This window comes from Pseudomonas sp. GYB4201, assembly GCF_056312595.1.
Genome location: NZ_JBWGIG010000027.1, coordinates 60572 through 80998 on the forward strand (window position 1 = coordinate 60572; position 20427 = coordinate 80998).

Sequence of the window (20427 nt, forward strand, 5' to 3'; positions counted from 1 at the left end):
CGTCAAAAGTTTGCTTGAGCTCACGGGGACTATCGGTGGATCGCACTCAGTTAATCAACAACGCGCGCAGCAACCTGGTCGGCCTCGGCCGGGGCAGCCTGGGTGTGCCGCTGTTGCTGTTGATCATGCTGGCAATGATGATGTTGCCGGTCCCGCCGTTCCTGCTCGACGTGTTCTTCACCTTCAACATCGCCTTGTCGATCGTGGTCCTGCTGGTGTGCGTGTACGCCCTGCGGCCGCTGGACTTCGCCGTGTTCCCGACCATCCTGCTGGTGGCGACGCTGCTGCGCCTGGCGCTGAACGTGGCGTCCACCCGCGTGGTCATGCTGCACGGCCACGACGGCCACCAGGCCGCGGGCAAGGTGATCCAGGCCTTCGGCGAAGTGGTGATCGGCGGCAACTACGTGGTCGGTGCGGTGGTGTTCGCCATCCTCATGATCATCAACTTCGTGGTGGTGACCAAGGGCGCCGGGCGTATCTCCGAGGTGAGCGCGCGTTTCACCCTGGACGCCATGCCCGGCAAACAGATGGCCATCGACGCCGACCTCAACGCCGGCCTCATCGACCAGGCCCAGGCCAAGCTGCGCCGCCTTGAAGTGGCCCAGGAGGCCGAGTTCTACGGTTCCATGGACGGTGCCAGCAAGTTCGTCCGCGGTGACGCCATCGCCGGCCTGCTGATTCTGTTCATCAACCTGCTGGGCGGCATGGCCATCGGTATCTTCCAGCACGGCCTGAGCTTCGCCGAAGCCGGCAAGGTGTACGCCCTGCTGACCATCGGTGACGGTTTAGTGGCACAGTTGCCATCACTGCTGCTGTCCACGGCTGCCGCCATCATGGTGACCCGTGCCTCGGGCTCCGAGGACATGGGCAAGCAGATCAGCCGCCAGATGTTCGCCTCGCCCAAGGCGCTGGCCGTGTCGGCGGGCCTGATGACCATCATGGGCGCGGTGCCGGGCATGCCCCACGTGTCGTTCCTGTTCCTGGCCATGCTGGCCGGTGGCGCCGCTTACCTTGTGTGGAAGAAACAGAACGAGGCCAAGGTCGCCGCTGCCGCCGAAGTACAGCGCCAGCAGGACCTGCTGCCATCGCCAACCCGCTCCCAGGACACCAAGGAACTGGGCTGGGACGACGTCACCCCCATCGACATGATCGGCCTGGAAGTGGGCTACCGCCTGATTCCACTGGTGGACCGCAACCAGGGCGGCCAGTTGCTGGCGCGGATCAAGGGGGTGCGCAAGAAGCTGTCCCAGGACCTGGGCTTCCTGATGCCCACCGTACACATTCGCGACAACCTCGACCTGGCGCCCAGCGCCTATCGCCTGACGTTGATGGGCGTGATCCTGGCCGAGGCCGAGATCTACCCCGACCGCGAGCTGGCGATCAACCCGGGCCAGGTGTTTGGCACCCTCAACGGCATCACTGCCAAGGATCCGGCTTTCGGCCTGGACGCGGTGTGGATCGAGCTGAGCAACCGGCCCCAGGCGCAGTCGCTGGGTTACACGGTGGTCGACGCCAGCACGGTGGTGGCCACGCACTTGAACCAGATCCTGTCCAAGCACGCCCACGAGCTGATTGGCCACGAGGAAGTGCAGCAATTGCTGTCGGTGCTGGCCAAGGGCTCGCCGAAGCTGGCCGAGGAGCTGGTGCCGGGTGTGCTGTCGCTGTCCAACCTGCTCAAGGTGCTGCAGGCGCTGCTGGCCGAGCAGGTGCCGGTGCGCGACATCCGCAGCATCGCCGAAGCCATCGCCAACAACGCGGTCAAGAGTCAAGATACCGCCGCTTTGGTCCAGGCAGTACGGGTTGGCTTGAGCCGCGCTATCGTCCAAAGCATTGTAGGGCTTGACTCCGAGCTACCTGTTATCACCCTGGAGCCAAGGTTGGAACAGATATTGCTCAATAGTTTGCAGAAGGCCGGTCAGGGTCAGGAAGAAGGCGTTCTGTTGGAGCCAAGCATGGCCGAGAAGCTGCAGCGGTCGTTGATCGATGCGGCGCAACGCCAGGAAATGGCCGGGCAACCGGTGATCCTCCTGGTGGCGGGCCCGATCCGCGCGATGCTCTCGCGCTTCGGCCGCCTGGCAGTACCTAATTTACATGTCTTGGCGTATCAGGAAATTCCTGACAACAAGCAAGTGACCATCGTTGCGACAGTAGGGCCCAACGGCTGAGGTAGTGGGTTATGCAAGTTAAGCGTTTTTTCGCCGCCGATATGCGTCAGGCCATGAAACTGGTCCGTGACGAGCTGGGCGCCGATGCCGCTATCATCGGCAACCGTCGGATTGCCGGCGGCGTCGAGCTCACGGCCGCGCTGGACTACAAGCTGTCCGCGCTGGCACCGCGTGTGCCAAACATGGAGCTTGAAGACGAGCTGCGCAAGACGCAGTCGCGGATCGTCAACGCCCAGGCTGAACTGGACACCCGTGGCGACAGCGACGCGGTCACCAACCGGCAACTGTTTGCCGGCCTGCCGCTGACCGCGCCCGAGCCGCTGGTGGAGCCGACCTTCGTCGAGCCGCCGCGCCCGCAGGCCCCGCCTGCCGCGCCGGTGGACCAGCGCCTGTTCGAGTCCATGCGTTCGGAACTCAACGGCCTGCGCGAGTTGCTGGAAGTGCAGCTCGGCTCCCTGGCCTGGACCCAACTGCAAGGCAGCAAGCCTGCGCAGGCCAACCTGTGGCGCCGCCTGCAGCGCATCGGCCTGTCGGGCCCGCTGTCGCGCGAGCTGCTGGACATGGTTGGCGAGATCAATGAACCGCGCCAGGCGTGGCGCATGCTGCTGGCCCACCTGGCCCGCATGATCGTGACGCCGGACGTGGAGCCGCTGGAAGAGGGTGGTGTCATCGCCATGGTCGGCCCCGCCGGCATGGGCAAGACCACCACCCTGGCCAAGCTGGCGGCCCGTTACGTGCTCAAGTACGGCGCGCAGAACATCGCGCTGGTGAGCATGGACAGCTTCCGCATTGGCGCCCAGGAGCAGCTCAAGACCCTGGGCCGTATTCTCAACGTGCCAGTGACCCACGTCGACCCGGGCCAGTCCTTGGCCCAGGCGCTGGAGCCGCTGCTGCGCAAGCGCGTGGTGCTGATCGATACCGCCGGCCTGCAGGCCAGCGACCCGGCCCTGCGCCTGCAACTGGAAAGCCTGGCAGGGCGCGGCATCAAGGCGCGCAACTACCTGGTGCTGGCAACCACCAGCCAGAAGCAGGTTTTGACTGCTGCCTACCACAGTTACAAGCGTTGTGGGCTCGCAGGTTGTATCCTGACGAAATTGGACGAATCGGCAAGCCTGGGCGAAGTGCTCAGCCTGGCGATTGGTCATGAACTACCAGTGGCTTATCTCACCGACGGGCCACGCATTCCGGACGATTTGCACCTGCCAAGACGGCACCAGTTGGTGAGCCGCGCGGTTAACGTGCAAATGCAGGATGAGCCCAGCGAAGAGGCCATGGCCGATATGTTCGCTGATCTCTACCACAGCCCGAGTAAACGAGTTGGCTGAGGTGAATGTTTTGAAGTCGTTGCAATCTACCTACATTGTTGGTCTGCCGGGCATTTTTCATGTGTTTGAAAGCGCAGCCAGTCATGTGGCCTCGGTCTAAGTAAGACAAGGTAAAGAACGAACATGGGCAGCATGCATCCCGTACAGGTGATCGCCGTGACAGGCGGCAAAGGCGGCGTCGGCAAGACCAACGTGTCAGTGAACTTGTCTTTGGCGCTGGCCGAGCTTGGCCGTCGCGTGATGTTGTTGGACGCCGACCTGGGCCTGGCGAACGTCGACGTCCTGCTGGGGCTGACACCGAAACGAACCCTTGCCGATGTCATCGAGGGGCGCTGTGAGCTGCGCGACGTGCTGCTCCAGGGGCCTGGTGGCATCCGCATCGTGCCGGCCGCGTCCGGCACCCAGAGCATGGTGCACCTGACACCAGCTCAACACGCGGGCCTGATCCAGGCCTTCAGCGACATCGGCGACAACCTCGATGTGCTGGTGATCGACACCGCGGCCGGCATCGGCGACTCGGTGGTCAGCTTCGTGCGCGCCGCGCAGGAAGTGCTGCTGGTGGTGTGCGACGAGCCCACCTCGATCACCGACGCCTACGCGCTGATCAAGCTGTTGAACCGCGACTACGGCATGAACCGCTTCCGCGTGCTGGCCAACATGGCCCAGAGCCCGCAGGAAGGACGCAACCTGTTCGCCAAGCTGACCAAGGTGACCGACCGTTTCCTCGACGTGGCCCTGCAGTACGTGGGCGCCGTGCCGTACGACGAATGCGTGCGCAAGGCCGTGCAGAAACAGCGCGCGGTGTATGAGGCGTTCCCGCGTTCCAAGTGTGCGCTGGCGTTCAAGGCCATCGCCCAGAAGGTCGACACCTGGCCGTTGCCAGCCAACCCACGCGGGCACCTGGAGTTCTTCGTCGAACGCCTGGTGCAGCAGACCAGTGCAGGTCCCGTATCATGAGCGCCAGCGGCTACCGGATGTACAGCAAGGCTTCCCGCGAGTCGCAGCAGTACGAGCTGATCGAGCGCTATGCGCCGCTGGTCAAGCGCATCGCCTATCACCTGCTGGCGCGACTGCCGGCCAGCGTGCAGGTGGAAGACCTGATCCAGGCCGGCATGATCGGCCTGCTCGAGGTGTCCACCAAGTACGACTCCACCAAGGGCGCCAGCTTCGAGACCTACGCCGGCATCCGCATTCGCGGCGCCATGCTCGACGAGGTGCGCAAGGGCGATTGGGCCCCGCGTTCGGTGCATCGCAACACGCGCATGGTCAGTGACGCGATTCGCGCTATCGAAGCGAAAACCGGTCGCGACGCTAAAGATCATGAGGTTGCGGCCGAACTCCAGTTGAGCCTGGACGATTACTACGCGATTTTGAACGATACCCTGGGCAGCCGCCTGTTCAGCTTCGACGACCTGTTGCAGGACGGCGAGCACGAAGGCCTGCACGAGGATGGCGCCAGCGCCGGGCTCGAGCCCTCGCGGGACCTGGAGGACGAGCGTTTCCAGGCGGCCCTGGCCGAGGCCATCAGCAACCTGCCGGAGCGTGAACGCCTGGTGTTGGCCCTCTACTACGACGAGGAGCTGAACCTGAAGGAGATCGGCGAGGTGCTGGGGGTCAGCGAGTCGCGGGTCAGCCAGCTGCACAGCCAATGCGCGGCGCGCCTGCGCAGCCGGTTGGGCGAGTGGCGCGCACGGGCATAAGGGTTTTCAAGGTTCGGGTAACACCGCAATTGCGTAGCCGCTGCCGCCAGGCTGCGCTGGCCCTGAAGTTCGCTGGAAAGCTCCAGCGTGGGACAGGGCCAGCGCAGCCTTCGGCAGCGGCTACGGTGCGATTGCAGTGCTGCCGGGCTGGATTTGGGGATGCAGCATGGGTATTTTCCTTGCCGCACGTCATGTAGTGCACTAGCCAGATTTGATTGAATGCGCGTTCGGGGACCGGACGCGTTTAAGACTGCTTGGAGGTCTAATTGGACAAGAACATGAAAATCCTCATCGTTGACGACTTCTCGACGATGCGGCGGATCATCAAGAACCTGTTGCGCGACCTGGGCTTCACCAATACCCAGGAAGCCGATGATGGCACCACCGCGCTGCCGATGCTGCACAGCGGCAGCTTCGACTTCCTGGTGACCGACTGGAACATGCCTGGCATGTCCGGCATCGACCTGCTGCGCCAGGTGCGTGCGGACGAGCGCCTCAAGCACCTGCCGGTGCTGATGGTGACCGCCGAAGCCAAGCGCGAGCAGATCATCGAAGCGGCCCAGGCTGGCGTCAACGGCTACGTGGTCAAGCCATTCACGGCACAAGTGCTGAAAGAGAAAATCGAAAAGATTTTCGAGCGCGTCAATAGCTGATGTCCGCCACGGGGGTGCTATGGAGCATAAGAACTCATCTTTGGGCGACTTCGAGTCGACCCTGAAGAAACATGCGCAGGAGTTGGTCGAAAGCCTGGAGCGGGGCAAGTTCGGCGACGCTGTGCAATTGATCCATGAGCTGAACCAGACCCGTGATCGTGGCCTGTACCAGGAAGTTGGCAAGCTCACCCGCGAGTTGCACAGTGCGATCGTCAGTTTCCAGATTGACCCGCACATGCCGCAAGCCGAGGAAGTTTCACAGATCACGGATGCCACCGAGCGCCTTTCCTATGTGGTCAGGCTGACCGAGGGTGCGGCCAACCGCACCATGGACCTGGTGGAGCAGAGCACGCCGGTGCTCAACGACCTCAGCGGCGAGGCCAAGGCCTTGAGCGCCGACTGGCAGCGTTTCATGCGCAAGGAAGTCGGCGCCGCCGAGTTCCGCGACCTGGTGAAGCGTGTCGACGGTTTTCTGACGCAAAGCGAGCAGGGCACCCGCAAGGTGTCCGGCGCGCTGAACGACATTCTGCTGGCGCAGGATTACCAGGACCTTACCGGCCAGGTGATCAAGCGCGTGACGCAACTGGTCACGGAAGTTGAAAGCAACCTGCTCAAGCTGGTGCTCATGGCCAGCCAGGTAGACCGCTTCGCGGGCATCGAACACGACCGTGAACAGCTTCGTGCTGAAAAAGATCAAGAAAAACATCCCACTCGGGGTGAAGGTCCGCAGATTCATGCCGATAAACGTGAAGACGTTGTGTCCGGTCAGGACGATGTCGACGATCTGCTATCCAGTCTTGGTTTTTAAGGGGCACGTTAAATGAGCTTCGGCGCCGACGAAGAAATCCTCCAGGATTTCCTGGTAGAAGCCGGTGAAATTCTTGAGTTACTTTCCGAACAACTGGTCGAGCTGGAAAGCCGACCTGATGACGGTGATTTGCTCAATGCAATTTTTCGCGGTTTTCACACTGTAAAAGGGGGCGCCGGCTTCCTCCAGCTCAACGAGCTGGTGGAGTGCTGTCACATCGCCGAGAACGTCTTCGACATCCTGCGCAAGGGTGAGCGTCGCGTTGACTCGGAACTGATGGACGTGGTGCTCGAAGCGCTGGATGCGGTGAACGGCATGTTCAGCGAAGTTCGCGAGCGCACCGACATCACCCCGGCCACGCCTGAACTGCTGGCGGCGCTGTCGCGCCTGGCCGAGCCTGCCAGCGCCGACGAGGCGCCGGTAGCGGTTGCCGAACCTGAGCCTGTGGTCGAAGAGCCTGCCGAGTCGGGTGACATCACCGACAGCGAGTTCGAACAGCTGCTGGACTCGCTGAGCGCGGTCAAGGCCCAGGCCGAGGCCCCGGCCAGCCAGCCACCGGCAGCCCAGGCCCCGGCCGCCGACAGCGACGAAATCACCGACGACGAGTTCGAGTCCCTGCTCGACCAGCTGCATGGCAAGGGCCAGTTCGCGCCTGACGCTGTGGCGCCGGCCAGCACTGCCGGCAGCGCGCCGGCCAGCGACGAAATCACCGACGACGAATTCGAGGCCCTGCTGGACCAGTTGCACGGCAAGGGCACCTTCGCCCCTGACGCGCTGGACAGCGGTGCCCAGCCACCGGCCGCCGAACAACCGGCGGCCGCGGCCAGCGACCTGATCACCGACGACGAATTCGAGTCGTTGCTGGACCAGTTGCATGGCAAGGGCAAGTTCAGCGAGGCGCCCGCCGCCGCCGAAGCGGCCGTGGCCGCCCCGGTGGCTGCCAAGCCTGCGCCCAAGCCCGCTGCCGCCGCCGCGCCGGCCAAGGCTGCCGCCCCGGCGCCAGCCCGTGCCGCCGCGCCTGCGCCAGAGAAACACGCCGCCAGCGAGGCGGAAACCACCGTGCGGGTCGACACCGCGCGTCTGGACGAAATCATGAACATGGTCGGCGAACTGGTGCTGGTGCGTAACCGCCTGGTGCGCCTGGGCGCCAACAGTGGCGACGAGTCCATGCAGAAGGCCGTGTCCAACCTCGACGTGGTCACCGCCGACCTGCAGACCGCGGTCATGAAGACGCGCATGCAGCCGATCAAGAAGGTCTTCGGGCGCTTCCCCCGGCAGGTTCGCGACCTGGCACGCCAGCTCAAGAAAGAGATCAACCTGGAGCTGATCGGCGAAGAGACCGACCTGGACAAGAACCTGGTCGAGGCCCTGGCCGACCCGCTGGTGCACTTGGTGCGCAACGCGGTGGACCATGGCGTCGAGACCCCGGAAGAGCGCGAGGCCGCCGGCAAGTCGCGCAACGGCAAGGTGGTGCTGTCCGCCGAGCAGGAAGGCGACCACATCCTCTTGTCCATCAGCGATGACGGCAAGGGCATGGACCCGCAGGTGCTGCGTGCCAAGGCCGTGGAAAAGGGCCTGATGGACAAGGACGCGGCCGACCGCCTGAGCGAATCGGACTGCTACAACCTGATCTTCGCCCCCGGCTTCTCGACCAAGACCGAGATCTCCGACGTGTCCGGCCGCGGCGTGGGCATGGACGTGGTGAAGACCAAGATCTCCCAGCTCAACGGTTCGATCAACATCTACTCGGCCAAGGGCCAGGGTTCGAAGATCGTCATCAAGGTGCCGTTGACCCTGGCGATCATGCCGACGCTGATGGTGATGCTGGGCAACCAGGCCTTCGCCTTCCCGCTGGTCAACGTCAACGAGATCTTCCACCTGGACCTGTCGCGCACCAACGTGGTCGACGGCCAGGAGGTGGTGATCGTACGCGACAAGGCCCTGCCGCTGTTCTACCTCAAGCGCTGGCTGGTCAGTTCGGCCGCCCACGAGGAGCAGCGTGAAGGCCACGTGGTGATCCTGTCGGTCGGCACCCAGCGCATCGGCTTCGTCGTCGACCAGCTGGTAGGCCAGGAAGAGGTTGTCATCAAGCCACTGGGCAAGATGCTCCAGGGTACGCCGGGCATGTCGGGCGCCACCATTACCGGTGACGGCCGCATTGCCCTGATTCTCGATGTTCCGAGCATGCTCAAGCGCTACGCAGCGCGGCGTATTTGATTCTGTGGGCGGGCGCACCCGGTGCGCCCGGCCGCTAATGGAGTGTTTATGGCAGTCAAGGTCCTGGTGGTGGATGATTCCGGTTTCTTCCGCCGCCGCGTCTCGGAAATTCTCTCGTCGGACCCCGCTATCCAGGTAGTGGGTACCGCGACCAATGGCAAGGAAGCGATCGAGCTGGCCCAGTCGCTCAAGCCCGATGTCATCACCATGGACTACGAGATGCCCATGATGGATGGCATCACCGCCGTGCGGCATATCATGCAGCGCTGCCCCACGCCGGTGTTGATGTTCTCCTCGCTGACCCACGAAGGCGCCCGGGTGACCCTGGATGCGCTGGACGCGGGTGCGGTGGATTACCTGCCGAAGAATTTCGAAGACATCTCGCGCAACCCCGAGAAGGTCAAGCAGATGCTGTGCGAGAAGGTGCATACCATCTCGCGCAGCAACCGTCGTTTCAGCGCCTACAGCGCCCCGGCGGCGGCCCCTGCGCCTACGCCGGCCGCTGCGGTTGCCAGCAGCCCGGCCCCTGCGCCACGGCCAGCGCCCGTGCGCACCCCGGTGGCCAGCCATGCCCCGGCTGCGGCGGCCCACGCGCCATCGTCGCCGGCGCCCAAGCGCAAGAACTACAAGCTGGTGGCCATCGGTACGTCCACCGGCGGCCCCGTGGCCCTGCAGCGCGTGTTGACCCAGCTGCCGGCCAGCTTCCCGGCGCCCATCGTGCTGATCCAGCACATGCCGGCGGCCTTCACCAAGGCTTTCGCCGAGCGCCTGGACAAGCTGTGCCGCATCACCGTCAAGGAAGCCGAGGACGGCGACGTGCTGCGCCCCGGCCTGGCGCTGCTGGCCCCCGGTGGCAAGCAGATGATGGTGGACGGCCGCGGCACGGTGAAAATCCTGCCGGGCGACGAGCGCCTCAACTACAAGCCGTGCGTGGACATCACCTTCGGCTCCGCCGCCAAGTCCTACGGTGACAAGGTGCTGGCCGTGGTGCTGACCGGCATGGGCGCCGACGGCCGCGAGGGCGCACGCCTGCTCAAGCAGGGCGGCAGCCACATCTGGGCCCAGGATGAAGCCAGCTGTGTCATCTACGGCATGCCCATGGCGATCGTCAAAGCCAACCTCGCCGATGCCGTGTACGGCCTCGACGACATCGGTCGCCACCTGGTCGAGGCCTGTGTCTGATGGACGTCCTGAGCTTACTGGGGCTGCTGCTGGCCTTCATTGCCATCATCGGCGGCAATTTCCTCGAAGGTGGTCACCTGTCGGCGCTGCTCAACGGCCCGGCGGCGCTGATCGTCATTGGCGGCACCCTGGCTGCCTGCCTGTTGCAGTCGCCCATGAGCGCGTTCAAGCGCGCCATGCAGAACGTCATCTGGATCCTGTTCCCGCCGCGCATCGATTTGGCCGGTGGCATCGACCGGGTGGTGAACTGGAGCCTCACCGCACGCAAGGAAGGCCTGCTGGGCCTGGAGTCGATCGCCGACAGCGAACCCGACAGTTACTCGCGCAAAGGCTTGCAACTGCTGGTGGACGGCGCTGAGCCGGCGGCCATCCGCAGCATCCTGGAAGTGGATTTCCTCACCCAGGAAGCCCGCGATATCCAGGCCGCCAAGGTGTTCGAGAGCATGGGCGGCTACGCGCCGACCATCGGCATCATCGGCGCGGTGATGGGCCTGATCCACGTGATGGGCAACCTCGCCGATCCGTCGCAGCTGGGCAACGGCATTGCCGTGGCCTTCGTCGCCACCATCTACGGGGTGGCCACCGCCAACCTGATCCTGCTGCCCATCGCCAACAAGCTCAAGGCCATTGCCGTGCGCCAGGCGCTGTACCGCGAGATGATGCTCGAAGGCATCCTGTCGATCGCCGAGGGCGAGAATCCGCGGTCCATCGAGCTCAAGCTGCAAGGCTTCATGGAGTGAGGGAATAGCCATGGCCCGCCGTCGTCATACCGAAGAGCATGAAAACCACGAACGCTGGCTGGTGTCCTACGCGGACTTCATCACCCTGCTGTTCGCCTTTTTCGTGGTGATGTACTCGATCTCGTCGATCAACGAAGGCAAGTACAAGGTACTGTCCCAGGCGCTGGTGGGGGTGTTCAACGACCCCCAGCGCAGCCTCAAGCCCATTCCCATCGGTGACGAGCGGCCGCTGACCATGCGCCCCTCGGAGCCTCTGGTGACCGACAGCGAGCAGCCAGACGCCGGCATTGCCAGCGCCGCCGAGGACCCGCTGAAAAGCATCGCCGACCAGGTGCGCGACGGCTTCGGTGACCTGATCAAGTCCAACCAGCTGACCGTGCGCGGCAACGAACTGTGGATCGAGATCGAACTCAAGTCCGGCCTGCTGTTCGGCAGCGGCGACGCGATCCCCAGCGACAAGGCGTTCACCATCATCGAGAAGGTCGCCGGCATCATCAAGCCGTTCGGCAACCCCATCCACGTGGAAGGGTTCACCGATGACCAGCCGATCCGCACCGCGCAGTACCCCACCAACTGGGAGCTGTCGTCGGCGCGGGCGTCGAGCATCGTGCGCATGCTGGCGATGGAAGGCATCAACCCCGGGCGCATGGCCTCGGTAGGTTATGGCGAGTTCCAGCCCATCGACACCAATGCCACCCCCGAAGGCCGCGCGCACAACCGCCGCGTGGTGCTGGTGATCTCGCGCAACCTCGACGTGCGCCGCAGCATTACCGGCGCCGGCAGCGCCAACGTGACGCCGGACGCGGCATTGCGCCGTGCTGGCACACAAAGTGCACCGCAGCCCGTATCGCAGTCGGTTGGGGGCAATGCTGTCAATTCCCCGTCACCGGCCTTATAACTTGAGTCGCATGTCTCGGTAGGCACACGCTGCCGTGCCGGGAGGAAGCAAATCCCATGAGAGTCTGGGCAGTAGCCAACCAAAAAGGTGGTGTCGGCAAGACCACCACCTCCATCGCCCTGGCCGGCCTGCTGGCCGAGGCGGGCAAGCGCGTGGTCGTGGTCGACCTCGACCCCCACGGTTCCATGACCAGCTACTTCGGGCACAACCCCGACGTGCTGGAACACAGCTGCTACGACCTGTTCCTGCACAAGGGCCAGGTGCCCCAGGGCTTGCCCGGGCAACTGCTGCTGAGCACCAGTGACGAAAACGTGGCGCTGCTGCCGTCCAGCACGGCGCTGGCCACGCTTGAGCGTCAATCCCCTGGCCAGAGTGGCCTGGGCCTGGTGATCGCCAAAACACTGGCGCAGCTGTGGCAGGACTTCGACTACGCAATCATCGACAGCCCGCCGCTGCTGGGCGTGCTGATGGTCAACGCCCTGGCCGCCAGCCAGCAGCTGGTGATCCCGGTGCAGACCGAATACCTGGCCGTGAAGGGCCTGGAGCGCATGGTCAGCACCCTGGCCATGATCAACCGCTCGCGCAAGCAGCCGCTGCCGTTCAGCATCGTGCCGACCCTGTTCGACCGTCGCACCCAGGCCTCCATGGGCACCTTGCGAGTGCTCAAGGACGCCTACCCGGAGCAGATCTGGCAGGGCTACATTCCGGTGGACACGCGCCTGCGTGACGCCAGCCGGGCAGGGCAGACGCCCTCGCAGTTCGACCCCAAGAGCCGCGGCGTGGTGGCCTACCGCGCGCTGCTCAAGCACCTGCTGGCCCAGCAACTTGTCGCGCAGGTGGCCTGATGAACCGGCCGGTCACTACCGTTACCAAGCCGCAGGTCGCGCTGCAGTCCTACCTTGACGGCCTGCTGCAGGACGCCACCGAGGAGCTGGACGCCGAGGTGCTGGAACCCAGCGACCAGGTGCTCGACGAATTCCAGGCCGCGGTGCTCGAGGAGCAGGTGCGTGACGCCCGGGTAGAACCCAAGGCGCCCATTGCACCGCCCGTCGCCCCGGCCCCTGCAGCCGTGGCAAAACCGGTGCCGGTTGCCCCGGCGGTCGTCGCGCCCGCTCCAGTTTCGCCGCCGGTTGCCGAAGTAGTGGCAACACCGGTGGAACCGGTGGTCGAAGTGCACAAGCCCACCCCGCCGGGCGCCGTGCCGCCCGCCACGGTGGACGGCCGGCCCAGTTGGGCGGCCGAGCCCTTCGAATGCCTGTTGTTCGACGTTGCCGGGCTGACCCTGGCGGTGCCGCTGGTGTGCCTGGGCTCGATCTACGCCCTGGCCGGCCACGAGCTGACGCCGCTGTTCGGCCAGCCCAGCTGGTTCCTGGGGATCCTGCCCAGCCAGGCCGGCAACCTCAAGGTGCTGGACACGGCGCGCTGGGTGATGCCCGACCGCTACCGCGACGATTTCCAGCAGGGCCTGCAGTACGTGATCTCCCTGCAGGGCTACGAGTGGGGGCTGGCGGTGCATCAGGTCAGCCGCTCGCTGCGCCTTGACCCGGAGGAGATCAAGTGGCGCAGCCATCGTGGCCAGCGCCCGTGGCTGGCAGGCACGGTGATCGAACACATGTGCGCGTTGCTGGACGTCTCGGCCCTGGCCGAACTGATTGCCAGCGGCGCGGTGAAACAGCTGCAAGAACTCAAATGATTAGCGGCGCCGCGCGGCGCCACTGTACTGCACACACACCGTCATCACGGTTTTCGAGAGGTTAGGGGTATGAAGAAGTCGTCTGCACAAGGTTCCGAAGATCCTATTCTGCAGTGGGTAACCTTTCGCCTGGATAATGAGTCGTACGGCATCAACGTGATGCAGGTGCAGGAAGTACTGCGCTACACCGAGATCGCCCCGGTGCCGGGCGCCCCCAGCTACGTGCTGGGTATCATCAACCTGCGCGGCAACGTGGTCACCGTGATCGACACCCGCCAGCGCTTCGGCCTGATGCCGGCTGACGTCAGCGACAACACCCGCATCGTCATCATCGAGGCCGACAAGCAAGTGGTCGGCATCCTGGTCGACAGCGTCGCCGAAGTGGTATACCTGCGCCAGTCGGAAGTGGAAACCGCGCCGAACGTGGGCAACGAGGAATCGGCCAAGTTCATCCAGGGCGTGTGCAACAAGAACGGCGAGCTGCTGATCCTGGTGGAACTGGACAAGATGATGACCGAGGAAGAGTGGTCCGAGCTGGAGAGCATCTGATTGATTCTAGAGGTAGGCGTCATCGTGCTGGCCGTGTTGTGGGTGGCCACGCTCGCGGTATTGCTGGCCAACATCCGCGGGCAGCGTGAAATCGCTGCCCAGCAGGCGGCCGGCGATGCCATTCGCGACCAGCGCATCAAGGACCTGGCGCGCCGCGTCGAGGATTACCAGAACGGCACCGTGCGCATGGGTGAAGACCTGCACGAGCTGCGCGCCGTGGTGGCGCCGCTGCCGGACAAGCTGAGCATGCTGGAGCAGCGTGACCCTTCCAGCCTGTCCTTCGCCCAGGCCGCGCGCCTGGTGGGCATGGGCGCCAGCGTCGACGAGCTGACCCAGTCCTGCGGCCTGACCCAGGCCGAGGCGGAGTTGATGAGCAAGCTGCACCGCGGTTGAATCGTGGCGCGCCCATCGCGACCAAGGTCGGCTCCTACGGTGTAGGAGCCGACCTTGGTCGCGATGCAGGCGAATCGATTTCAGCTCAATGCGCCGCGCCCGCCGTCGCGCCTTTCGGCAACGCCCTGGTCAACATCACCGCCACCATGGCAATCCCCAATCCCAACCCCACCCAGTGGAACGCATCGTTGTAGGCCATGATCAGCGCCTGCTGGTGCACGATCTCGCTCAGGCGCCCCAGCGCCGCCGTGTCACTGCCCAGCCGCTCGCCCAGCTGCCCCAGGCGTTCGGCCACCTGCGGGTTGCCCGGCACCACTGACTCGCGCAAATAATCGAAGTACACCTTGGTGCGCGCATCCAGCAGCGTCGCCAGCAGGGCGATGCCGATGGCGCCGCCCAGGTTGCGCAGGATGTTGAACAGGCTCGACGCCGAGCCCGCGTCCTGGGGTTGCAGGTAGGCGGTGGCGATCAGCGAGATGGTCACCATGATCAGCGGCTGGCCCAGGGCGCGGATGATCTGGATCTGGTTGAACTGGCTGCCGGCGAAGTCGGGGTTCAGCACCCCCGAGGAAAAGCTCGCCAGGCCGAACAGGCCAAAGCCCAGGGTGCAGAGGATTTTCGGCGAGATGATCTTCATCAGCTGCGGCACCAGCGGGATCAGCACCAGCTGCGGTAGGCCCATCCACATGATCACCTCGCCGATCTGCAGCGCGTTGTAGTTCTGCACCTGCGCCAGGTACAGCGGCAGCAGGTAGATCGAACCATACAGACCCACGCCCATGCCCAGGCTGGCGATGCTCGACAGGCCGAAGTTGCGGTTGCGCAGGATGCCCAGGTTGATCAACGGGTTGGCGCGCGACACCTGCAGGATCACGAAGGTGATCAGGCTGAGCAAGGCGATGACCGCCAGCACCACGATCTCGGTGGACTCCAGCCAGTCCTGGCGGTGGCCTTCCTCCAGGAACACCTGCAGGCAGCCCAGGCCCACGCCCAGGGTGAGGATGCCGGCGTAGTCGGTGCTTTTCAGCAGCGCCCAGTGCGCCGCCTTCTTTTCCAGGCCGTACAGCAGCCCGGCGATCATCAGCAGGCCGGGCGGCACGTTGATGTAGAAGATGTACTGCCAGCCGAAGTTTTCCGTCAGCCAGCCGCCCAGGGTGGGGCCGATGGAGGGCGCGAAGGTGGCGGTCATGGCGAACATGGCCATGCCTTTGGCGCGGTGGTGCTCGGGCAGCTTGATCAGCGTCAGGGTAAAGGCCAGCGGTATCAGCGCGCCGCCGGTGAAGCCCTGCATGGCGCGGAAGACGATCATGCTTTCCAGGTTCCAGGCCATGGAGCACAGCAGCGACGACGCCAGGAAGCCCAGCGACACCCACACCGCCAGGCGCCGCGCCGACAGCAGCTGCACCAGCCAGGCGGTGAGCGGGATCATGATGATCTCGGCCACCAGGTACGAGGTGGAGATCCACGAGCCTTCCTCCAGGGTCGCCGATAGCGCGCCCTGGATGTCCTTGAGCGAGGAATTGGTGATCTGGATGTCGAGCACGGCCATGAAGGCACCGAGCATCACGCTCATCACCGCGATCCAGTCGCGCCGGGTGGGTTCGCCCACCGGGCGCAGCAGTTGATCACCGGCCATCGGCGATGTTGACGCTGACGGTGACTGACATGCCCGGGCGCACCTTGCCGTGCAGCGGGTTGTCCGCGGCGAAGGTCAGCTTCACCGGAATGCGCTGCACCACCTTGGTGAAGTTGCCGGTGGCGTTGTCTGGCGGCAGCAGGCTGAACTGCGCGCCCGAGGCGGCGAACAGGCTGTCGACGCGGGCATCGATGGGCTGGTCGGGGAAGCTGTCGAAGGTCAGGCGTGCGGCCTGGCCGGGCTGCATGTGGCCGATCTGGGTTTCCTTGAAGTTGGCCTGCACCCAGATGTCCTCGTCGGGGACGATGGACAGCAGGTAGGCGCCGGCCTGCACCACCTGGCCGGCGCGCGCGGCGCGCTGGCCGATCATGCCGCTGATGGGCGCGTGCACCTGGGCGCGGGCGAGGTTCAGCTGGGCCTGGGCCAGGTCGGTGCGGGCGGTGGCGATCTGCGCATCGAGGCGCTTGATCTCGGCGTTCAGGGCGTTGACCTGCTGGCGCTGGCCCTGCACGTCGGCCTGGGCCTTGCTGACCTGGGAGTGGGCCACGCGGGTGTCGGCCGACAGGGTGGTGACGCGCTCCTCGGAGACATAGCCGGGCTTGCGCAGGGCTTCGGCGCGGTTCAGGTCGATCTGCGAGCGCCCCAGGGTCGCCTGGCTGGCGGCCACCTGGGCCTCGGCCGAGGCAATCAGGCTGCCCTGCTGGGCCAGCTTGCTCTGGGCCTGCAGGCGTTCGGCCTGGCGGGTGTCGAGGGTGGCCTGGGCGCGTTCCACGGCGAACTGGAAGTCGGCGGCCTCCAGGGTCACCAACAGGTCGCCCTGGCGCACGTGCTGGTTGTCCTGCACCAGCACCTGGTCGATGCGCGCCGTCAGCTGGCTGGACACCCGGGTAATCTCGCCCTGCACGTAGGCGTTGTCGGTGCTTTCGAAGAAGCGGCCCTTGAACCACCAGTGGGCGAGGAAGCCCGCGGCGATCAGCAGGACCAGGGTGGCGAAAATAAGCAGTCGGCGTTTGAGCGGCGCAGGCATGGTCGATCCGTCGAAAAGGTGGGGCAGGGTGCCAGGGGGTGATGATCGGGCGGGGCGAGGGGGCCGGCAAGCGGCAATCATGCCGTTGATAGCCGGTAATGTGGCGCATTGCTGGAGCACCACGTGCCGGGCCTGCTAACATCCGCCCTTTGATTCACTCTGCTCGAGACCTTTCATGACCGTTCGTACGCGTATCGCGCCATCGCCCACCGGCGACCCCCATGTCGGCACGGCCTACATTGCCCTGTTCAACTATTGCTTTGCCAAACAGCATGGCGGCGAGTTCATCCTGCGCATCGAAGACACCGACCAGCTGCGTTCCACCCGCGAGTCGGAACAGCAGATCTTCGACGCCCTGCGCTGGCTGGGCATCGAGTGGAGCGAAGGCCCGGACGTAGGCGGCCCACACGGCCCGTACCGGCAGAGCGAGCGCGGCGACATCTACAAGCAGTACGCCCAGCAGCTGGTGGACATGGGCCACGCCTTCCCGTGCTTCTGCACCGCCGAAGAGCTGGACCAGATGCGTGCCGAGCAGATGGCCCGCGGCGAGACTCCGCGCTACGACGGCCGCGCGCTGCTGCTGTCGAAGGAAGAAGTGGCGGCCCGCCTGGCGGCTGGCGAACCGCACGTGATCCGCATGAAGGTGCCGACCGAAGGCGTGTGCGTGGTGCCGGACATGCTGCGCGGCGACGTCGAGATCCCGTGGGACCGCATGGACATGCAAGTGCTGATGAAGACCGACGGCCTGCCGACGTACTTCCTCGCCAACGTGGTCGACGACCACCTGATGGGCATCACCCACGTGCTGCGTGGTGAAGAGTGGCTGCCGTCGGCGCCCAAGCTGATCAAGCTGTACGAGTACTTCGGCTGGGAACAGCCAGTGCTGTGCTACATGCCGCTGCTGCGCAACCCGGACAAGAGCAAGCTGTCCAAGCGCAAGAACCCGACCTCGGTGACCTTCTACGAGCGCATGGGCTTCATGCCCGAGGCCATGCTCAACTACCTGGGCCGCATGGGCTGGTCCATGCCCGACGAGCGCGAGAAGTTCTCGCTGGCCGAGATGGTCGAGCACTTCGACCTGTCGCGCGTGTCCCTGGGCGGGCCGATCTTCGACATCGAGAAGCTGAGCTGGCTCAACGGCCAGTGGCTGCGCGACCTGCCGGTGGAAGAGTTCGCCGCGCGCGTGCAGAAGTGGGCGTTCAACCCCGACTACATGATGAAGATCGCGCCGCACGTGCAAGGCCGCGTCGAGACCTTCAGCCAGATCGCCCCGCTGGGCGGCTTCTTCTTCGCCGGCGCTCTGCAACTGGACGCCAAGCTGTTCGAGCACAAGAAGCTCTCGGCCGACCAGGTGCGCCAGGTAATGCAACTGATCCTGTGGAAGCTGGAATCCCTGCGCACCTGGGAAAAAGACCGCATCACCGCCACCATCCAGGCCGTGGTCGAGGCCCTGGAGCTGAAGCTGCGCGACGCCATGCCGCTGATGTTCGCCGCCATCACTGGCCAGGCCAGCTCGGTGTCGGTGCTCGACGCCATGGAAATCCTCGGCCCGGACCTGACGCGCTTCCGCCTGCGCCAGGCCCTGGACCTGCTGGGTGGCGTGTCGAAGAAAGAAAACAAGGAATGGGAAAAGCTGTTGGGCAGCATTGCCTAAGGCATGCTGACGTCTAACCGTAGCCGCTGCCGCAGGCTGCGCTGGCCCTGGGCCTCGCTGGAGATCTCCAGCGTATACCCGGCCCAGCGCAGCCTTCGGCAGCGGCTACGTTGTTCTGCGTTTGTGGTCACGCCCCAGCAAAACCGGGGCAGGGCGCCTGTTTCGTCGGTAAGTGGTTGTATTGCTGGAAAAATTTTTTGAATTTTTTCAAAAATAAGTTTGACAGCCCTTCGATCCAGTCTTAATATGCGCCCCGTCCACACAGCAACACGCAGAAATGCGAAGCGCTGAAGATTGTGGGGCTATAGCTCAGCTGGGAGAGCGCTTGCATGGCATGCAAGAGGTCAACGGTTCGATCCCGTTTAGCTCCACCAAATTCCAAGGCCTGAAGTCGTTGTTTGACTTCGGTCAGATCAGATCCAGACTGATCTTGGTAAGAAGGTTTTGTCCCCTTCGTCTAGTGGCCTAGGACACCGCCCTTTCACGGCGGTAACAGGGGTTCGAGTCCCCTAGGGGACGCCATTTAAAACTAGCGATGCTGTACGGTCGCTGCGTCGCAAGACGATAAATTCGGGGCTATAGCTCAGCTGGGAGAGCGCTTGCATGGCATGCAAGAGGTCAACGGTTCGATCCCGTTTAGCTCCACCAATTTGCCAGGGTTCGTGAAAACGGACTTGCTCGAAGGTTTTGCGTCCCCTTCGTCTAGTGGCCTAGGACACCGCCCTTTCACGGCGGTAACAGGGGTTCGAGTCCCCTAGGGGACGCCACGATTTGCCCGCTCTGCGGGAATTTTGAGGCTCATTCGCCTTTTGGATGAGCCTTTTGTTTTTAAGTGACGGCACGTGTAACGGGCTGTTGCGTCGCAAGACGATAAATTTGGGGCTATAGCTCAGCTGGGAGAGCGCTTGCATGGCATGCAAGAGGTCAACGGTTCGATCCCGTTTAGCTCCACCAATTTGCCAGGGTTCGTGAAAACGAACTTGCTCGAAGGTTTTGCGTCCCCTTCGTCTAGTGGCCTAGGACACCGCCCTTTCACGGCGGTAACAGGGGTTCGAGTCCCCTAGGGGACGCCACGATTTACCCGCTCTGCGGGATTTTTAAGGCTCATTCACTGGTTGAATGGGCCTTTTGTTTGTCTGCGATTTGACCTCCCTCCTTTTCGATCCGCCGACCAGTGGCACGGCGAACGCCTTGCGGAAAAATATTACGAGCATAATATTACCTCCATAATATTCGGAGGTGCCCCATGGCTGACAAGAAAGCCCAGAGCCGCGAAAAAATCCTCGAGGCGGCGCGCAGGGCGATGATTTTGCGCGGCGTGGCCGACCCCAGCGTCAGTGAGGTGATGGGCGCCGCCGGCATGACCGTCGGCGGCTTCTATGCCCATTTCGACAGCAAGGACGCGCTGATGCTCGAAGCCTTCAGCCAGCTGCTGGGCCAGCGCCGCGCCCTGCTCGAACAGGTCGACCCCAACCTGCCCGGTGAAGAGCGCCGCGCGCTGATGGCGCGCTATTACCTGTCGCGCAACCATCGTGACGCCGAGGACCGCGCCTGCCCGCTGCCCACCGCGCTGGGCGAGATGGGGCGCCTGCCCGAGGCCTTCCGCGAGGTGCTCACCGAGCATGTGCAACTGTTGGTTGGCCAGTTGGCCGACAACCCCCAGGACACCGACAAGGCCCTGGCCGACCTGGCCCTGATGATTGGTGGCTTGGCCCTGGGGCGTGCCCTGGGCCAGACCGAACTGTCCGACCGTATCCTGCGCGCGGCCAAGGCCGCGGTGCGCTAAC

Annotated in this window: 18 protein-coding genes and 6 tRNA genes; 22 read left to right on the plus strand and 2 right to left on the minus strand. The window is 64.3% G+C overall.

All coding sequences use genetic code 11. From position 1 onward, the window contains the following. Positions 1 to 35: 35 nt before the first annotated feature. The 14 genes from flhA (at position 36) to AC0Z2B_RS22850 (ending at position 14323) form a co-directional block, all read left to right on the plus strand. A complete protein-coding gene (gene flhA / locus AC0Z2B_RS22785; protein ID WP_416426073.1) occupies positions 36 to 2165 on the plus strand; it encodes a flagellar biosynthesis protein FlhA in 2130 nt (709 codons plus the stop codon). Positions 2166 to 2176: 11 nt separating this feature from the next. Further along, positions 2177 to 3490 carry a flagellar biosynthesis protein FlhF gene (gene flhF, locus AC0Z2B_RS22790; protein WP_416426072.1) on the plus strand — a complete coding sequence of 438 codons (1314 nt, stop codon included), beginning with the start codon at positions 2177 to 2179 and terminating at the stop codon, positions 3488 to 3490. 123 nt (positions 3491 to 3613) lie between these two features. Further along, positions 3614 to 4447 (plus strand): flagellar synthesis regulator FleN, encoded by an 834-nt coding sequence (gene fleN, locus AC0Z2B_RS22795; protein WP_008374846.1) that lies wholly within the window; start codon positions 3614 to 3616, stop codon positions 4445 to 4447. Beyond that, complete coding sequence (gene fliA, locus AC0Z2B_RS22800; RefSeq protein WP_416427440.1) at positions 4441 to 5190, plus strand: RNA polymerase sigma factor FliA; 750 nt, start codon at positions 4441 to 4443, stop codon at positions 5188 to 5190. The genes fleN and fliA overlap by 7 nt, the downstream gene beginning before the upstream one ends. A 278-nt stretch (positions 5191 to 5468) precedes the next feature. Further along, positions 5469 to 5843 (plus strand): chemotaxis response regulator CheY, encoded by a 375-nt coding sequence (locus tag AC0Z2B_RS22805; RefSeq protein WP_177323407.1) that lies wholly within the window; start codon positions 5469 to 5471, stop codon positions 5841 to 5843. Between the two features lie 19 nt (positions 5844 to 5862). Further along, entirely contained in the window at positions 5863 to 6651 is a 789-nt protein-coding gene (locus AC0Z2B_RS22810; protein ID WP_416426068.1) for a protein phosphatase CheZ, read from the plus strand. Positions 6652 to 6663: 12 nt separating this feature from the next. Next, positions 6664 to 8868 (plus strand): chemotaxis protein CheA, encoded by a 2205-nt coding sequence (locus tag AC0Z2B_RS22815; RefSeq protein WP_476299605.1) that lies wholly within the window; start codon positions 6664 to 6666, stop codon positions 8866 to 8868. Between the two features lie 48 nt (positions 8869 to 8916). Next, a complete protein-coding gene (locus tag AC0Z2B_RS22820; RefSeq protein WP_476299608.1) occupies positions 8917 to 10050 on the plus strand; it encodes a protein-glutamate methylesterase/protein-glutamine glutaminase in 1134 nt (377 codons plus the stop codon). Next, positions 10050 to 10790: a flagellar motor protein gene (locus AC0Z2B_RS22825; protein ID WP_416426062.1), complete on the plus strand. Its 741-nt coding sequence runs from the start codon at positions 10050 to 10052 to the stop codon at positions 10788 to 10790. Before AC0Z2B_RS22820 ends, AC0Z2B_RS22825 begins: the two co-directional genes overlap by 1 nt. A gap of 10 nt (positions 10791 to 10800) precedes the next feature. Further along, complete coding sequence (motD, locus tag AC0Z2B_RS22830; protein WP_416426060.1) at positions 10801 to 11688, plus strand: flagellar motor protein MotD; 888 nt, start codon at positions 10801 to 10803, stop codon at positions 11686 to 11688. A 56-nt stretch (positions 11689 to 11744) separates the two neighbouring features. After that, a complete protein-coding gene (locus AC0Z2B_RS22835) occupies positions 11745 to 12533 on the plus strand; it encodes a ParA family protein (RefSeq protein WP_476299610.1) in 789 nt (262 codons plus the stop codon). After that, positions 12533 to 13381, plus strand: coding sequence for a CheW domain-containing protein (locus AC0Z2B_RS22840; RefSeq protein WP_476299612.1), 849 nt, complete (start codon positions 12533 to 12535; stop codon positions 13379 to 13381). Before AC0Z2B_RS22835 ends, AC0Z2B_RS22840 begins: the two co-directional genes overlap by 1 nt. 69 nt (positions 13382 to 13450) lie before the next feature. After that, a complete protein-coding gene (locus tag AC0Z2B_RS22845; RefSeq protein ID WP_027981645.1) occupies positions 13451 to 13930 on the plus strand; it encodes a chemotaxis protein CheW in 480 nt (159 codons plus the stop codon). Further along, entirely contained in the window at positions 13931 to 14323 is a 393-nt protein-coding gene (locus AC0Z2B_RS22850; RefSeq protein WP_476299614.1) for a DUF2802 domain-containing protein, read from the plus strand. Positions 14324 to 14408: 85 nt separating this feature from the next. Here the strand turns inward: AC0Z2B_RS22850 and AC0Z2B_RS22855 are convergent, their stop codons facing one another. Then, entirely contained in the window at positions 14409 to 15959 is a 1551-nt protein-coding gene (locus AC0Z2B_RS22855; RefSeq protein ID WP_473003963.1) for a DHA2 family efflux MFS transporter permease subunit, read from the minus strand. After that, on the minus strand, positions 15949 to 16986 hold the full coding sequence (locus tag AC0Z2B_RS22860) for an HlyD family secretion protein (protein WP_476299616.1): 1038 nt from the start codon (positions 16984 to 16986) through the stop codon (positions 15949 to 15951). Before AC0Z2B_RS22860 ends, AC0Z2B_RS22855 begins: the two co-directional genes overlap by 11 nt. A 175-nt stretch (positions 16987 to 17161) precedes the next feature. Between AC0Z2B_RS22860 and gltX the strand changes: the two genes are divergently transcribed. From gltX to AC0Z2B_RS22900, 8 genes are all read left to right on the plus strand, one after another. Continuing rightward, complete coding sequence (gene gltX, locus AC0Z2B_RS22865) at positions 17162 to 18640, plus strand: glutamate--tRNA ligase (RefSeq protein WP_416426051.1); 1479 nt, start codon at positions 17162 to 17164, stop codon at positions 18638 to 18640. A 298-nt stretch (positions 18641 to 18938) separates the two neighbouring features. After that, positions 18939 to 19014 (plus strand) — tRNA-Ala (locus AC0Z2B_RS22870). A 72-nt stretch (positions 19015 to 19086) separates the two neighbouring features. After that, a tRNA-Glu gene (locus AC0Z2B_RS22875) sits at positions 19087 to 19162 on the plus strand. Between the two features lie 50 nt (positions 19163 to 19212). Beyond that, a tRNA-Ala gene (locus AC0Z2B_RS22880) sits at positions 19213 to 19288 on the plus strand. A 43-nt stretch (positions 19289 to 19331) separates the two neighbouring features. Beyond that, a tRNA-Glu gene (locus AC0Z2B_RS22885) sits at positions 19332 to 19407 on the plus strand. 111 nt (positions 19408 to 19518) lie between these two features. Then, positions 19519 to 19594, plus strand: a tRNA-Ala gene (locus AC0Z2B_RS22890). A gap of 43 nt (positions 19595 to 19637) precedes the next feature. Next, positions 19638 to 19713: transfer RNA gene (locus AC0Z2B_RS22895), tRNA-Glu, on the plus strand. A 173-nt stretch (positions 19714 to 19886) separates the two neighbouring features. Further along, complete coding sequence (locus AC0Z2B_RS22900) at positions 19887 to 20426, plus strand: TetR/AcrR family transcriptional regulator (protein WP_416426049.1); 540 nt, start codon at positions 19887 to 19889, stop codon at positions 20424 to 20426. Position 20427: the final 1 nt, after the last annotated feature.